Below are 15,946 nucleotides of genomic sequence, written 5' to 3'. Positions count from 1 at the left end.
TTTGCAATGGCTGTACAACTTTTAAAGGAAAGATATGCCAGTCAGGTAGGATCAGTTGTGCTCGGGGCCACCAAGGAACAAGGAGGAACTCGTTCTGTCAGTATTACAGTTGGCGGAGAAGCAACCTTGCCTTTTCAGCATTATGAAGGATCAATGCCCAATCGTCCTATTATCGCTATGGAGGTTGTTGACATTGAACCCAGCTGGCCGGAAGCTTTAATGAAAGATTTGGGTGATGTAGTGAAAGACCCTGCACTCTGGGCAAAAAAATGTGTTGAAGAATGGGGTGCGGATGTTATCTATGTGGCACTGGATGGGGCAGATCCCGATGGAGCGAATAAATCGCCTGAAGAATGTGCCAAGACAGTAAAAGATATTTTAGCCGCTGTCAGTGTTCCTTTAATCGTAGTGGGTTGCGGAGATTTGGAAAAAGACCATGATGTGATGGCCAAGGTTGCCGAAGAAGCGGCAGGGGAAAATTTACTTCTTGGTGTAGCGGAACAAGAAGACTATAAATCTCTTGTGGCAGCATGTTTAGGCGGAGGGCATTCCATTATTGCCAGATCTCCCCTTGATATTAACATCTGCAAACAGTTGAATATCCTGATCACTGAAATGAATATGCCTACTGATCGCATTGTTATCGATCCCATGATTGCCGGTCTGGGTTATGGAATTGAATATGTGTACTCGATTATGGAACGCGGTCGCATGGGTGCCTTGCAAAGCGACAAGATGTTGGCAATGCCGATGATTGTTACCGTAGGATTTGAAGCATGGAGAGCAAAAGAAGCATGGGCCAGTGAAGAAGACTTCCCCCAATGGGGTATTCAAGCCGAAAGAGGTCCGGCATGGGAAGCCATGACATCTGCTGCTTTAATTCAAGGGGGCGCAGATATCCTCTGCATGAGACATCCTCAGGCTGTGCAAGCAACAAAGAAACATATTGAACAGTTAATGGAAACAAAATAAATTTTCCCAAATAATAAAATAAGGAGGTTTGTCTGAATGATTATCATTGGTGAAAGAATTAATGGTATGTTTACTGACATTGGTGAGGCTGTAAAGACCAAAAACCCCAAACCCTTACAGGAGTGGGCCATCAAGCAAAAAGAGGGCGGTGCTCATTATATTGATCTGAACACCGGGCCATCTTGTGATGACCGGGTAGCAGGTATGAAATGGATGGTGGAAGTTGTCCAGGAAGTATGCGATCTTCCTTTGGTGCTGGACTCCACCAACTATGACGCTATCGAAGCCGGTTTAAAATTATGTAAAAAACCTGCGATGATCAATTCTGTTCCCGCTGAGCGTCCCAAAATTGAAAGAGTTTTCCCCATGGCTGTAGAACATAATGCTCAAATTATCGGATTGACCATGAATGAAAAAGGGATCCCCAAAAATGCGGATGCTCGAGTTGCCTTGGCTATGGAATTAGTCGCTGCAGCTGATGAATTTGGTCTGCCCATGGAAGATCTTTTCATTGATCCTTTGATTCTTCCGGTAAATGTTGCCCAAGACCATGTACCTGAGGTTCTGGAAGCCATCCGCCAAATTAAGTTCCTTGCTGATCCGGCACCAAGAACCGTTTTGGGATTAAGTAATGTTTCCCAAAAATCTCCTGACAGACCTCTCTTGAACAGAGTGTACTTGGCTATGGCTGCCGCCTGCGGCCTGGATGCTGCCATCGCTGATGCTAATGATGATTCCTTAATGGAAACTGCCGCATCTGTAGAAATTCTCTTAAATCAAGCCATTTATTGCGATTCTTATGTTAAGGTTTATAGAACCAGATAAAACAGACCCATAGAATAAAAAGCCCCATCCGCAAGGAGGGGCTTTTCAAATTTCCAAAACTTGATCCTGCCTTCAAAAACTCCATCTGCCTCAAGAACCTGCTTGCCTTGCGCACTAAGTCTGGAACATAGGGATAGTAAAAAATTATGATGATCAGAGGGGCTTTCTTATCAAGGAAAAGAATATTTAAATTATTTAAAAAAAAAGATTAAAAAAAGAGGATTTAGAAAAAATTTACCGCATTATTTATAGATATGTTTATGGTACAATGGATAATAAATTGATTATTACTTGTAGTAAGGAGGAAATAAAGTGGAAAATCGTTTTAAAAAATCATTACTGGATCCCAATACTATGTCTGTCACCTGGGAATTGGTTCCGGGCAGAGGTTCCAGAGAAAAATCTCAAGAAAGTGCATTGGCAGCAGCAGAAGCAGCTGCTAAAGGTGGTAAGGTACACGCGTTAACGATTACGGATAATCCCGGTGGCAATCCGGCAATGATGGCTGATTATCTGGGTGAAGAAATTTTGAAAAAAGGTATTGAGCCTTTGGTGCATTTTACTTGCAAAGATAAAAACCGTAACCAAATGGAGAGTCAGCTTTATGCCCTGGATCGGGCAGGTGTACGCAATCTTTTGGTGATGACCGGTGATTATCCTGTATCCGGCTTTGAAGGCAGACCTAAACCTGTTTTTGACCTTGATCCCACACATGTCTTATCTCTGATTCGTGATATGAACAATGGTTTGGAGTATCCGGGGATGAAAGGAATGATCAAGCACCAGGCCAGTGATTTCTTTGCCGGTGCCGCCGTATCACCCTTTAAAGCCAACGAAGCAGAACAAATGGTTCAGTATTATAAGTTAAAGAAAAAAGTGGCTTCCGGAGCCCAGTTTATTGTGCCTCAATTAGGTTTTGATGCCAGGAAATTCCATGAATTGATTCAATTTATGAAACTGAATAATCTTGATGTACCTGTGGTAGGCAACATTTATATTCTTCCTTACGGAGCAGCGCGCATTATGAATCAGAACCAACTGCCCGGATGTGTTGTGACGGACAAGCTGCTGGCAAAACTGGATGAAGAACGACAGGCTGAGGATAAGGGCGCAGCAGAACGTCTGCTCAGAGCTGCTAAGATGTATGCTTTCATGAAAGGAATGGGTTATGCCGGCGTTCATATCGGCGGACATAACATTAAATATGAACAGGTAGAATATATTATTGATAAAGGGGAAGAATTAAGTGCCAATTGGATGGACCTTTTACCAGAATTTGACTTCCCCATGGATAACGGTTTCTACTATTACGAAAAGGATTACAAAACCGGCTTGAATACAGAAATACCCACGCAGCGGAAAGGACGTCCTTTGGACACGGAAGTGGAATTCACCTATCGTATTTCACGACTTGTTCATAGCATGATGTTTGAACCGGGCAAGAATTTCTTTGGACTGATGAAAAATGTTTCCAAAAAGGTGGATGGGAAGAGTTTGGAACGGCCTTATCATACCATAGAGCATCTGGCAAAGGTAATGCTCTATGATTGCAAAGACTGCGGCGACTGTGCCCTCATGGATATTGCTTATGTTTGCCCCATGTCCCAATGTCCCAAAAATCAGCGTAACGGAGCATGCGGGGGCAGTTTTAACGGCTGGTGTGAAGTTTATCCCAATGAAAAGAAATGTATTTATGTGCGTGTTTATTCCCGCTTGAAGGATTACGGTCAGGAAGATCAGTTAGACACCTATAAGATTGCTCCCTGCAACTGGGATCTGCACCAGACATCTTCCTGGATTAACTTCTATACCGGGAAAGATCACTCTGCGGAACGTTTGGGCTTAACGGAAACTCAAAAGGATGCACCTGCAGCAGACAAAAAATAACAGAAAATTAATTGACATCCCTGGGACCGGGTGATAAAATAATTCAAAATTGCATATTCAAACCCAATGACAGGGAAAAGTAAGATGAGGCAGCACTGGCAGAGAGCCGGGGATGGTGGAAAACCGGCAGGCAAATCATCTGAACAGCCGCCCCGGAGGGGAAGAATGAAAGGCAGCCGCCGATTAGTTCTTTTCGGGTAAAACCGTTATCTGACTCAAAGCTTCGTTTCAGGGAATTTTCTTTGATACGATGAATTAGGGTGGTACCACGAGCATAAGCCTCTCGTCCCTTTACCGGGATGAGGGGCTTTTAATTTGATGAATGGAGGGTATGATATGAGAGAGAATATGAGAGAAAAGATCTTGAAAATTTTAGAGTCCAATGGCAGAATTCCTTTCGAACAATTGGCAGTCATGGTGGATCTCAGTGCCTCAGAAGTAGAAGAGATCATCAGGGAATTAGAAGACGAAAAAATCATCTTAAAATATTCTGCTGTGGTAAATTGGGAAAAGGCGGGCTTGGAGGAGTCGGTAGCCATTATTGATGTCAAAGTTGCACCTCAAAGGGAAGTTGGTTTTGACGCGGTGGCCCAGAGAATTTACCGCTTTCCCGAAGTGCGTTCCGTATCATTGATTTCCGGAGATTATGATCTTTCTGTTTCCATTGAAGGAAAGAGCATGAAGGAAGTAGCTTCATTCGTTTCTCAGAAGCTTTCCAGTATTGATGGGGTCTTAGGCACCAGTACCCACTTTGTTTTAAAAAGATACAAGGTGGCGGGTGTTGTTTATGAAGATGAATATGAGGACCGAAGGGAGCTGGTCAGCCCATGAGCTTCAATCCTCAGGATTTTATCACCCCCGGGGTGAGGGATCTTCCCCCATCGGGGATCAGAAAATTTTTTGATCTTGTAACAGAAATGAAAGATGTGATCTCTTTAGGGGTTGGAGAACCGGATTTTGTATCTCCCTGGCATGTGCGGGAAGCCTGTGTCTACTCTCTGGAAAAGGGCTATACTATGTATACATCCAATTATGGCCTGCCGGAACTTCGTTATGAGATTGCTCAATATCTGGATCAAAGATTTGGTGTTGCTTACGATGAAAAAAAAGAAATCATCGTCACGGTGGGCGCCAGTGAAGCGGTAGACATTGCCTTGAGAACAATTTGTTCTCCGGGAGATGAGGTTTTAATTCCTGAACCTTGCTATGTGTCCTATAAGCCATGTGTGGCTCTGACCGGTGCCATTCCAATGGTGATACCTACCACCGTGGAAAATGAATTTAAGCTAACTCCCCAAATGCTGGAGACCTATATTACGCCAAAGACCAAGGCCATTATCTTAAGCTATCCCAATAATCCTACCGGAGCGGTAATGACCGGGGAGGAATTAGCGGCCCTTTGCAAAGTCATTGTCAAACATAATTTGATCGTTGTTTCTGATGAAATCTATGCCGAGTTAACCTATGACGGGGTGCACACCTGTATTGCCTCCTTGCCGGAGATGCGGGACCGAACCATCCTGATCAACGGCATGTCCAAAGCCTTTGCCATGACGGGCTGGCGGATTGGTTATCTCTGCGCCCATGAAGATTTCATTGAGAATATGGTCAAAATACACCAATATACCATGCTTTGTGCACCGATCATGGGTCAAAAGGCAGCGATCGAAGCCTTTCGTTCCTGCCGGAAAGAAGTTGATCGTATGAGGGAGGAATATGACCAAAGAAGGAGAATCATTTATAAAAGAATGCAGGATATGGGTCTGGAAGTTTTTGAACCAAAGGGTGCATTCTATATTTTTCCTTCCATTCAAAACACCGGTTTAAGTTCTGAGGAATTCGCCGGTGCATTGCTGAAGGAGGAAAAAGTGGCTGTCGTACCAGGTAGTGCTTTTGCCGATTGCGGAGAAGGATTTCTGCGTTGCTCTTATGCTTCTTCCATCAAAAAAATCACTCTGGCGATGGACAGAATGGAACGGTTTGTTTCCAAGCGAATAACAACATCTCTCCAGGACTGTCACAATTAAAGGAATGCTGCTGTCATTCTTAAGGTGACTGCCGGAGATGGAGCGGGGGTGGCAAAAATTAAAATTTCATTTCTTGGAGCGGCACGGGTAGTAACAGGATCATGCTATTTATTGGAGCACCAACAGACTAAATTTTTAATTGATTGCGGGATGTTTCAAGGCAGCAAAAGTTTAGAAGAACACAATTACCGGGAATTTCCTTTTAACCCCGGAGAGATTGATTTTGTTCTCTTAACCCATGCCCATATTGACCACAGCGGTCTTTTACCCAAACTTTATAAATCGGGTTTTTCCGGTCCAACATATGGGACCTCAGGGACGGTGGAATTATGCAAGATCATGCTCCCGGACAGCGGTTATATTCAGGAATCGGAAGTTGAACGAAAGAACAAAAAAGCACGCCGGTCCGGAGGAAAAGAACTGACGCCGATTTATACGGCCCAAGATGCGGAAGCATGTGTCCGCTTTTTTGAGAAGAGACCATACAACCTTGAATTTGAACCTGCTCCGGGGATCAAAATAACTTTTCGGGATGCCGGCCATATTTTAGGATCTTCGATCCTGGAATTAGTTTATGAAGAAAACGAACAAGTTAAAAAGATGGTCTTATCCGGTGATTTAGGCAGAAGCAATCAACCGATTTTAAATGATCCCTATATCGTTCAGGAAGCAAATTACCTGGTGTTGGAAACCACCTATGGGGATCGCTTTCATGATGATCCCATAGATAATGATGAACGCATGGCCCAAGCGATTAATGAAACCTTTCAACGGGGCGGTAATGTTATCATTCCCGCTTTTGCCGTGGATCGCACCCAGGATCTGTTATATACTTTGAATCGCTTGATGGACGATGGGAAAATCAATCCTCAATCCATTTATGTTGACAGCCCTTTAGCCATCGCAGCGACAGAAATTTTTTGCAAACATCCCCAGTATTTTGATGAAGAAACGAAGGAATTCATGGAGGAAAGGCAGGGATGTCCTTTCCATCTGAAAAACCTCAATTACTCTCATACAGCCGAAGAATCCATGGCATTGAATAAGATTAAAAGCGGAGCTTTAATCATCTCTGCCAGCGGCATGGCAGAAGCAGGACGCATTAAGCATCATCTTAAACACAATCTCTGGCGCAGAGAATGTACGGTGATCTTTGTCGGTTATCAAGCCGAAGGAACCTTGGGCCGCCGTATTGTGGACGGTGCCAAAAAGGTTAAAATTCATGGCGAGGAAGTCGTTGTCAAAGCTCGGATTTTGATGCTGGAAGGCTACTCCGCTCATGCCGATCAAAAAGAATTGGTGCATTGGCTGGACGGATTTAAAAAGATCCCGGAGTACATCTTCTTAACCCATGGGGAAGAAAAGGGAACTGAGCATTTTGCTCAGATTCTGAAAGAAAAATATCAGGCTCAGGCCATTGTGCCCAGCATGGGCGAGGGCTATGAGCTGGAAGGAAAAGAACCTATGACCAGTGTTTGCGGCTGGGAACCGAGACCTTTGGAATATCCCAATGATGTTTACGATCAAATTATGGAGCTTCTCCAGCCCATGCTGCGCAGTGAATTAACATCGAAATTATCCCAGATCAGGGATTATATTAAAAAGATTGGTTAAGATGAAAAGAGCATTTTAAAGAAAAAAGAGCCTGCCTCATCAAACTGAGGGAAGGCTCTTTAAACTGTCTTTGAGATCAGGATTAATTTTTGGCAGCACCAATTTGACGGCATGAATATTCACTGATAAAACGTTCAATGAGGTGATTTCGTCAATCTTTTCCTGGGTGATTTGCTGCAGACGGGTCATGACGTCTGGAAGTACATAACCATAAATTAGCGAAACGTATATATGCAGGTGAATGCCCAGATCAGAATTTTCTATGGAGGATTTCACCACCCGGTCCAGACCGGTAACATCTGCGGTTATATGTTTAATGATGTCGATGATGACATTATTGGCAATATAGAATTTTCCCATGGAACTGAAGGTTGGACGTACCTGCGTTTGTTCAACCCACATGTGCTTGGAGGCAGAGGGCAGATGATCCGAAGTGTTTTTGTGAAAAAGGGTACGGATCGGGTTAAAAAAATTCCCTGAAAATCTTCGTTTTACCTCAACAGTGGGCGCAGGAACAACATGGGTGCCATACTTTTCCCTGATAAATTTTGCTTTTGAGATACTTTCCGGTGCTACCACGTCTTCAATGTGAATGATGACGCCGGGCTGGGGCAGATCAAGCCGGGCAGCTATTTTTTCTGTCATGGAAAGGGAGGTGCCCAGAATCAGAATGCTGGAGGGCTGACATTCCTTAATCTTATTTTTTACTTCTGCCGCATGATCATCCTCCGTAAAAAGGGCAGTTTTGATAGCGCCTACTTTGGTGGGCGCCTGTTTTGCCGAAGTACCGGCTAAGATCCGGCTGCCCTGAATTAACAGTCCGTCATCTATAATCATATCTGTATTGTATTCCTGGGCAATCACAATGGCATGGTGGCTTTTCCCTGTGCCGCTGGAGCCAATAAAAGCAATGGTATGCATAAGTCAACTCCCTTGTTATCGATATGAAGCAAGTTCTTAACGCGAATGAAGCTTCCTTTGCTCCATATGAGTGTTTGAACTGTAATAACATAATAACATAAATTTTATGATGATACGAATTAATCAGAGTAGGAATAAATTTTCTCATGTCGAAGTTATCCTTAGGATAAACAGGACCTGTAACGGGATCTAATAGTAGTAAAACAGGAGGTAATTTTTTTGAGAGCAATCATTATCGGTGCAGGCAAGGTGGGCTTCAGCATTGCCCAAATGCTCTCTCAGGAGGAACATGATGTCGTCGTCATCGACCGGATCGGGGAAAGGCTGGACACGGTTGCGGAACATTTGGACGTCCAGGTTCTAAGTGGGAATGGGGCCAGCCCTTCTGTTCTGATGGAAGCCGGGGCGGAAGGTGCGGAATTATTGGCGGCGGTCACAGAAGCAGATGAATTGAATATTGTCTCCTGTCTTGTAGCCAGGTCACTTGGAGTGAAACGTACCATTGCGCGGGTGCGTAATCCTGAATATGTGGATTTGGATCATTTGACCCATAAGGAAGCTCTAGGGATTGATCTGATCATTAATCCGGAAAGAGTCACGGCCATGGCCATTGCCCGTTTGGCAGCCAATGCGGAAGCCAAGAACGCGGAGTATTTTGCTGATGGAAAAATTCAGTTATTAGAACTGGAAATCAAGCCTGATACGAAGGTTGCCGGAACCGCATTAAAGGATCTGAGCAGTCCGCATCCTTTTTTGATTGTAGCTATTTTACGGGATGGCAAGGTGGTGATACCCCGGGGCAAAGAAAAATTAAAACTTGAGGATAAGGTATTTATTTTAGCTCAGACCCATGAAATGAGGAAAATCGAAGAAATTTTCGGTCAACGCCACAAGGAGGTGGAAAACGTGGCGATTTTAGGAGGAGGCAGAGGCGGCTTTTATCTGGCCCAACAATTTGAAAATGCCCATGTCCACGTCAAAATCATTGAGAAAGACTTAGCGCGCTGTCAATTTCTAGCGGAACGGTTGAATCACAGCCTTGTGATTCATGGGGATGGTGCTGATCTCCAATTATTGGAGGACGAAAATATCGGTGCGACAGATTTATTTGTTGCTTTGACGGGGGACGATAAGTTAAATTTATTAGTAACGCTCTTAGCGAAACATTTAGGCGCAAAAAAAACCATTGCTCAAATCCGCCGATCGGATTATAATCCATTGGTAGAAAAAGTAGGGATTGACCGGGTAGTGAGTCCGCGCAAATTAACCGCCGGAGCCATCCTGGGGTTTGTCAGAAAGGGTAAGGTGATATCCGTTACCTTGCTTGATGATACAGAAGCTGAAATCACAGAATTTATTGTGCCGGAAACCTATCGGCACCGGGGGAAAGCATTAAAAGACATCGCTTTTCCCGCGGGGGCAATTATCGGTGCTTTGGTGCGGGATAATAAGGTGATTGTACCCGGCGGGCATGATATAATATTGTCGGGAGATCGGGTCATTATATTTACGTTGCCTAACTACAGTCAAAAAATAGAGAAATTCTTTTCTTAAGTTTCGGAGGATGCACCGGTGCGGTTTCAATTGGTTTTTAGCATTTTAGGCAAGATACTCTTAATTATCGGGGGGTGCATGGTATTTCCCCTGTTATGGTCCTTGTATTATCACGAAAAAGATGTCCTGGGCCTTTTTTATGCCATGATGAGCACCATTTTGGCCGGCGGGTTGCTGTGCTTTTTTCTCAAATCCAAAGAAACTATCCGGCAAAGGGAAGGTTTTGCCATCGTGACTTTAGGATGGATCATGGCATCCCTTTTCGGGGCTTTGCCTTATCTGTTCACCGGAACCTTAACATCTTTTACAGATGCTTTTTTTGAGACGATGTCCGGGTTTACCACCACCGGAGCCAGTGTATTGGGCAATATTGAGGTGCTTTCCCATGGGATTGTGTTTTGGCGCTGTTTGACCCATTGGTTGGGCGGGATGGGATTTATGCTTTTATTTGTCGCATTGCTCTCGCAAATTGGAGGGGGCGGGCTGCAAATGTTTAAAGCAGAAGCGCCCGGCGGCCGGCTGGCCGAGAAAATTAAACCCCGGATTCAGGATTCGGCAAAAATCCTCTGGGCTACCTATGTCATTTTATCCTTGACGTTGATGATCTTATTGCTCTTAGGTGGCATGAATTTCTTTGATTCTCTATGTCACGCTTTCGGAACCATGGCCACAGGCGGTTTCTCCACGAAAAGCCAAAATATTGGGTACTATGACAGTTCTTATATTCAATGGATGATAACTTTTTTTATGTTTGCCGCCGGGGCCAATTTAGCCTTGTTTTATCAAAGTATTTATAAAAGAACCTTTGTTTTCTGGAAAAATGAAGAGTTTCGCTTATATTTGCTGATTACATTAACAGGAGTGCTCCTGGTTTTTCTTGATTTAATGAGAAACCAGCCGGGCGGGGTGGAAGAAACCCTTCGGATGGCAGCTTTTCAAGTTGTATCCATGCTTACAACCACAGGTTATGCCTCGGTGGACTTTAACCAATGGCCGGTCTTTTCCAAAATTATGTTGCTGTTAATCATGTTTGTCGGGGGGTGTTCCGGCTCTACGGGAGGCGCAATCAAAGTAGGACGGCTGCTGATTCTGATCAAACACACCTGGGTAGAAATATTCAGACTAATTCATCCTAGAAGCATCAAATATTTAAAAATCGGTCATAAAATAGTTCCGGAAAACATTGTGCTTAATACTTTGCAATTTTTCTTTTTGTATATCACGATTTTTTTTATCGGCACGGCGGTGATGGGTGCACTGGGCCTGGATATGGTTGAATCTTTGACGTCGGTTATTTCGTCATTAAGTAACGTGGGATTTGGTTTGGGGGATGTGGGTCCATCAGGAAATTTTGCCCATATACCGGGGGCGGGTAAATGGATGCTTTGTTTTCTGATGTTATTAGGACGGTTAGAAATTTTTACAGTATTAGTTTTATTTTTACCTGAGGTTTGGAAAAAAGCCTGAATCCATGCTCTTCAGGGTTTGGCGGGGAAATTAATTTATGAAGGATGGATAGGTGAGGAAATGTGATAGAAAATAAATGGGAAAAAAGATGTTTTTTTAGTGTACACGCTGAGAGCACCCATGTGCCTAACCTAATATTAAAAAACTATCGTGATTTAGACTTAACAGAGAAAGAATTAGTCTTTATCATTCAGTTAATTATGATTGGTAATTATGGCACCCTTTCTGTGAAGGAGATTGCCAGGACACTCAATATGGGAGAAGCTGTTGTAAAACAAAATTTAGCATCTTTGATGGAAAAAAGCTTGATTGTCGTTGAAAATGTACAAATATCGGGTCAAATGGTACCGCGCTATTTTTTAGATGGTTTATATGATAGAATGGTTGATATTTGGGCCCTGGAGATGGCTAAAAAGAATCAAACTCAAGATCAGGATCTCAGATCCCCTGATCAAGCACAGAAATTTAAAGTTGTTTTATCCTCCATCGAGAAAGAATTTGGACGTCCTTTGACACCGATTGAAAATGATAAAATCATGGAGTGGTTGGAGCAGCTTGGGTTTGATGCGGATCTGGTGTTGGAGGCGCTGAAAAGAACAGTGCTCAGAGGGGTGTATAATCTTAATTATATCGATCGCATTCTGTTGGAATGGAAAAAATCAAATATTCGTACCGTCCATGAAGTGATCGCTTTTGAAAATCACAAAATGAATAAGAATAAAAAAGCAGTCAAGAAAACGATCTACCCGAAAAAAAGCATGAAAAATTTTGATGATCTATATGAATTGTAAAGGAACATGCTCTGATGGATAAAATTTCTCAATATTTAAACCGTCATTATCTAAAAGTTCGACCGGATACCCCTTCAGATGTCAAAAAAGTACGTTGTCACCTTTGTCAGGATCAGGGTATTATTATTAAAGGAGACCTGGCTTATCAATGTCATTGCGTCAAGCAAAGATCTGTGATGAAACGATTTGCCTCGGCGAATATGACGCCTTTTTTGGCCCATCATACCTTTGATCAGTTCGATCTGGCCTTTTATTCCCCTCATCTGCGCCTGGACAAGGATGGTCCGACTTATCGGGCCATGGCCGAGAAAGCAGTGGAAGGTGCGAAAAAGTTTGTGGCACAATATTTGGAAGAAAAAACGGGACAGGGCATTCTTTTAAACGGTGCTGTGGGCAGCGGTAAGACCTTTTTGGCCGGAGCTATCGCCAATGCTCTTTTGGAGCACGACAAACAGGTTTTGTTTTTAGTCGTACCCGATTTTCTGGATGATATTCGAGGGACTTATCAAAAACAAGGAGAATTCAGTGAAGCAGATTTAATGAATGCAGCGCGCAATACTGAAGTCCTGATTTTGGATGATCTGGGTGCCCATAATTATTCGGAATGGACCCAAAATAAGATTTTTTCATTAATTAATTATCGGATGAACCATGGGTTACCCTGTGTGATCACCACAAATTTAACCATTGAAGAAATGAATGAAGTGATTGGAGAACGGACTGTTTCCCGAATTATTGAGATCTGTAAAATTTACCGAATGCATGTGGAGGTCGATATTCGGGTTGCGATGCGCAAATGGTAGTGATGGATAAATGTTTGGGTCAAGAGGCTTATAAAGGAAAAATGATCTGGAGGACAAGTTGATATGGTTACGGTGGCCCTTAGTCAATTGAATATCCAATCAGGTGATTTGAAAGGAAATTTAGATCGGGTCAGAGCACATATTCAATCAGCTGCTCAATTAAAAGCGGATATGATCATATTACCGGAGTTATGGAATACGGGATATGATTGTGCTCATTTTGATCAAACAGCCCAATCCCTGCGTGGTAAATGTATTTCTGCGCTGAAGAAATGGGCACGGGAATATGAGATCTTTATTTTTGGGGGAACAATCCCGGAAAAAAAGGACCAAAAAGTTTATAATACCTGTGCAGCAATCGATCAAAAAGGTGAAGTTGTGGGGAAATACCGAAAAATTCACCTTTTCCCAGGCGGATTACAGGAAGACCGGTATTTTGCACCGGGAGAAGAATGGGGATTAATCGAGACACCCTGGGGGATGGCCGGAATTGTGATCTGCTATGACCTAAGGTTTCCGGAATTAGTACGAAATTTAGTACTTAGAGGCGCACAGTTTATCGTCGTTCCTGCCCAATGGCCTGTAGAAAGAATGGAGCATTGGAGCATTTTATGCCAGTCCAGGGCATTGGACAATCAGGTTTTTGTCCTTGGTGTCAATCCTGCCGGTAAAAATGAAAGTCATCGTTATGCGGGACACTCCTTAATTGTTTCTCCTTGGGGCGAAATTCTCAAGGAAGGGAGCGAGGATGAAGAATTGGTTGTTCTGGAAATCGATTTGCAGGAAGTTGATCGGATCAGAAAAATTCTGCCAGTTTTGCAGGACAGAAGAAATATTCTTGATGAAATCGATAATAGTCTGTTTTAGGGAGTAGAACAGGGTAGAACAGGGGACGGTTCTTTGTTTGAAGGCTTAAAAATTTTATTAGTAGTTAGTGATTGGTAATTAGTAGTTAGCTAATAAAATAAAAAAAAGCCATGCGGCTTTTTAATGTGAAAGGAAAATGGCGCGCCCGGCAGGATTTGAACCTGCGACCTCCGGAATCGGAATCCGTCACTCTATCCCCTGAGCTACGAGCGCATGAAACTATACTAACATTTAATAATTTTAACTTAATTGATCCTTGAAGTCAAATATATTTTTAATATTTATATGTCATAATGATATGGGGAGGAAAGGATTTTGGGAAATTTTAATCTTGATGTCACATTAAAAAAAGCGCTGGATGAATTTCAAAGCAAAAATCCCATGGAGATGGCATGGAAATCCGGCACAGAATTTCAGGAAGGTCAATTTAGCATGGGTTTTTTGGGAACACCGGTTGAGGTGACCTATCCGGAAGGGATCCTGCGTGAACAAAATGGGGGAAAAGAGCTGGGATTGATTGAAAGAATCCTGGTACTCCATTATTTAACCTTTGCCGGGGGCAGTCCCATCCTCAATCAGAAAATTTCTTATAAGGAACTCCCAGGGGGGAGTATCTATATTGAACCTTTTACCAATCGATGTATCCGGCCTCTCATCGCCTTATTCGGTGATGACTTAACATCCTTCCAAACTACAGCGGAAAAGTGCGGGGGTATGCAAGAATCCTATGGTGATAGCAGTTACTGTTTTTATCCTTTGCCAAACATCCCTGTAACCTTCGTACTTTGGGCGGCGGACGAGGAGTTTCCCGCTAACGGAAATATTATTTTTGATGCCTCGGCGGGAGATTATTTGCCGACCGAAGATTATGCTTTTCTCTGCGGTATGTTGGTGGGGAAATTAAAGCAAAGCAAAAATCATTAGAATATCTTAGAATCAGAAAGGAAGATCAATTATGGAATCAATGATTAGAGACATTCATCTTGCCCCCCAGGGGCAATTAAAACTGGATTGGGTAGCAGCTCATATGCCTTTACTTAATCAGATTAAAAATAATTATGAGAAAGAGCTTCCTTTTCGCGGCAAGAAAGTAGTGATTTGCCTTCATTTAGAAGCGAAGACCGGCTACTTGGGCCAGGTTATCAAAGCAGGAGGCGCCGATGTTTGTATGGTGGCCAGTAATCCCTTATCAACCCAGGATGATGTGGTGGCGGCCTTGGTGGATAGCGGGATACAGGTTCATGCCTGGTATAATGCCACGGACGAAGAATACAAAATGCATTTACATCGAGGGTTGGACTTCCATCCTGATTTGGTGATTGACGACGGGGGAGATTTGGTATCTACCCTGCATAAAGAACGACCCCAACAACTGACAGAGATTATTGGCGGATGTGAAGAGACAACCACGGGCATACTACGCTTAAGGGCCATGGAAAAAGATGGTACCCTGAACTTTCCCATGGTTGCCGTCAATGATGCCTTTTGCAAGTACCTCTTTGATAACCGCTACGGAACCGGTCAGTCTGTCTGGGACGGTATTAATCGTACCACTAATCTGGTGGTGGCAGGGAAGACGGTTGTGGTCGCCGGGTATGGCTGGTGCGGAAAAGGGGTAGCCATGAGAGCGAAGGGCTTAGGTGCCCGGGTGATTGTCACAGAGGTTGATCCCATCAAGGCCATTGAAGCCATTATGGATGGATTCACGGTGCTGACCATGGAAGAAGCCGCTCCCTTAGGGGATTTCTTTATTACTGTGACCGGGAACGTAGATGTCATCCGTAAGGAGCATCTGGCAGTGATTAAAGACCAGGCCATTCTTGCCAATGCCGGTCATTTTGATGTGGAGGTTTCCAAAAAAGATTTATCTGCCTTAGCTGTCTCCAAGCTGAGGGTGCGCAACAACATTGAGGAATATGTTCTAAAGGATGGCAGAAAGATCTACCTGCTGGCCGAGGGGCGTTTAGTGAATTTAGCCGCGGGAGACGGTCATCCGGCGGAAATTATGGATATGACCTTTGCCCTTCAGGCTTTGTCTTTGCAATATATCTTCGAACATCGGGACGAGCTGTCTCCTCATGTTTATGAAGTTCCCCGGGAAATTGATCAAAAAGTTGCGGCGATGAAATTACATACTCTGGGAGTTAAAATAGATAATCTGACGGAACAACAAAAGAAATATTTAGCAGGATGGGAAAACTAGTAGATACAGGAGGAT

The 15,946-nt window shown here is 43.5% G+C and carries 14 protein-coding genes, 1 tRNA gene and 1 other annotated feature; of the genes, 13 read left to right on the top strand and 2 right to left on the bottom strand.

The annotated features are described in order from the left end of the window. Positions 1 to 6 precede the first annotated feature (6 nt). The 6 genes from cdhD to CEQ75_RS14650 all read left to right on the top strand — a co-directional run bounded on the left by cdhD (position 7) and on the right by CEQ75_RS14650 (position 7,325). On the top strand, positions 7 to 972 hold the full coding sequence (gene cdhD / locus CEQ75_RS14675) for a CO dehydrogenase/acetyl-CoA synthase subunit delta (RefSeq protein ID WP_089611859.1): 966 nt from the start codon (positions 7 to 9) through the stop codon (positions 970 to 972). Between the two features lie 36 nt (positions 973 to 1,008). After that, the gene (locus CEQ75_RS14670; RefSeq protein ID WP_089611857.1) at positions 1,009 to 1,797 is read left to right on the top strand and encodes a methyltetrahydrofolate cobalamin methyltransferase; all 789 of its coding nucleotides are present in this window, start codon (positions 1,009 to 1,011) and stop codon (positions 1,795 to 1,797) included. A gap of 312 nt (positions 1,798 to 2,109) precedes the next feature. Continuing rightward, on the top strand, positions 2,110 to 3,684 hold the full coding sequence (locus tag CEQ75_RS14665; protein ID WP_089611856.1) for a methylenetetrahydrofolate reductase C-terminal domain-containing protein: 1,575 nt from the start codon (positions 2,110 to 2,112) through the stop codon (positions 3,682 to 3,684). 57 nt (positions 3,685 to 3,741) lie between these two features. Continuing rightward, positions 3,742 to 3,978 (top strand) — a binding site (T-box leader). Between the two features lie 42 nt (positions 3,979 to 4,020). Beyond that, on the top strand, positions 4,021 to 4,515 hold the full coding sequence (locus CEQ75_RS14660; RefSeq protein WP_242965235.1) for an Lrp/AsnC family transcriptional regulator: 495 nt from the start codon (positions 4,021 to 4,023) through the stop codon (positions 4,513 to 4,515). Beyond that, positions 4,512 to 5,711 carry an aminotransferase class I/II-fold pyridoxal phosphate-dependent enzyme gene (locus tag CEQ75_RS14655; protein ID WP_089611855.1) on the top strand — a complete coding sequence of 400 codons (1,200 nt, stop codon included), beginning with the start codon at positions 4,512 to 4,514 and terminating at the stop codon, positions 5,709 to 5,711. Before CEQ75_RS14660 ends, CEQ75_RS14655 begins: the two co-directional genes overlap by 4 nt. A 48-nt stretch (positions 5,712 to 5,759) precedes the next feature. Next, positions 5,760 to 7,325, top strand: a complete 1,566-nt coding sequence (locus CEQ75_RS14650) for an MBL fold metallo-hydrolase RNA specificity domain-containing protein (protein ID WP_157677486.1) — start codon at positions 5,760 to 5,762, stop codon at positions 7,323 to 7,325. Positions 7,326 to 7,364: 39 nt separating this feature from the next. On the opposite strand, the gene CEQ75_RS14645 is transcribed toward CEQ75_RS14650, so the two are convergent. Beyond that, a complete protein-coding gene (locus CEQ75_RS14645; protein WP_089611851.1) occupies positions 7,365 to 8,246 on the bottom strand; it encodes an Asp23/Gls24 family envelope stress response protein in 882 nt (293 codons plus the stop codon). A gap of 219 nt (positions 8,247 to 8,465) precedes the next feature. On the opposite strand from CEQ75_RS14645, the gene trkA reads away from it, so the two are divergent. The 5 genes from trkA (at position 8,466) to CEQ75_RS14620 (ending at position 13,728) form a co-directional block, all read left to right on the top strand. Then, positions 8,466 to 9,800: a Trk system potassium transporter TrkA gene (gene trkA / locus CEQ75_RS14640; RefSeq protein WP_089611849.1), complete on the top strand. Its 1,335-nt coding sequence runs from the start codon at positions 8,466 to 8,468 to the stop codon at positions 9,798 to 9,800. 18 nt (positions 9,801 to 9,818) lie between these two features. Next, entirely contained in the window at positions 9,819 to 11,267 is a 1,449-nt protein-coding gene (locus tag CEQ75_RS14635) for a TrkH family potassium uptake protein (protein WP_089611847.1), read from the top strand. 62 nt (positions 11,268 to 11,329) lie between these two features. Next, entirely contained in the window at positions 11,330 to 12,058 is a 729-nt protein-coding gene (locus CEQ75_RS14630; RefSeq protein ID WP_089611846.1) for a DnaD domain protein, read from the top strand. A 14-nt stretch (positions 12,059 to 12,072) separates the two neighbouring features. Further along, positions 12,073 to 12,861: an ATP-binding protein gene (locus tag CEQ75_RS14625; protein ID WP_089611844.1), complete on the top strand. Its 789-nt coding sequence runs from the start codon at positions 12,073 to 12,075 to the stop codon at positions 12,859 to 12,861. 63 nt (positions 12,862 to 12,924) lie between these two features. Continuing rightward, positions 12,925 to 13,728, top strand: coding sequence for a carbon-nitrogen family hydrolase (locus tag CEQ75_RS14620; protein ID WP_089611842.1), 804 nt, complete (start codon positions 12,925 to 12,927; stop codon positions 13,726 to 13,728). A 137-nt stretch (positions 13,729 to 13,865) separates the two neighbouring features. Here CEQ75_RS14620 and CEQ75_RS14615 read toward each other — a convergent pair. Beyond that, positions 13,866 to 13,941: transfer RNA gene (locus CEQ75_RS14615), tRNA-Arg, on the bottom strand. 102 nt (positions 13,942 to 14,043) lie between these two features. On the opposite strand from CEQ75_RS14615, the gene CEQ75_RS14610 reads away from it, so the two are divergent. Next, the gene (locus tag CEQ75_RS14610; protein WP_089611841.1) at positions 14,044 to 14,652 is read left to right on the top strand and encodes a DUF3786 domain-containing protein; all 609 of its coding nucleotides are present in this window, start codon (positions 14,044 to 14,046) and stop codon (positions 14,650 to 14,652) included. 31 nt (positions 14,653 to 14,683) lie between these two features. Then, positions 14,684 to 15,931 carry an adenosylhomocysteinase gene (locus CEQ75_RS14605; RefSeq protein WP_089611839.1) on the top strand — a complete coding sequence of 416 codons (1,248 nt, stop codon included), beginning with the start codon at positions 14,684 to 14,686 and terminating at the stop codon, positions 15,929 to 15,931. Positions 15,932 to 15,946: the final 15 nt, after the last annotated feature.

The organism is Dehalobacterium formicoaceticum, from assembly GCF_002224645.1.
GTDB lineage: Bacteria > Bacillota > Dehalobacteriia > Dehalobacteriales > Dehalobacteriaceae > Dehalobacterium > Dehalobacterium formicoaceticum.
This window is presented reverse-complemented; position numbering and strand designations above follow the sequence as displayed.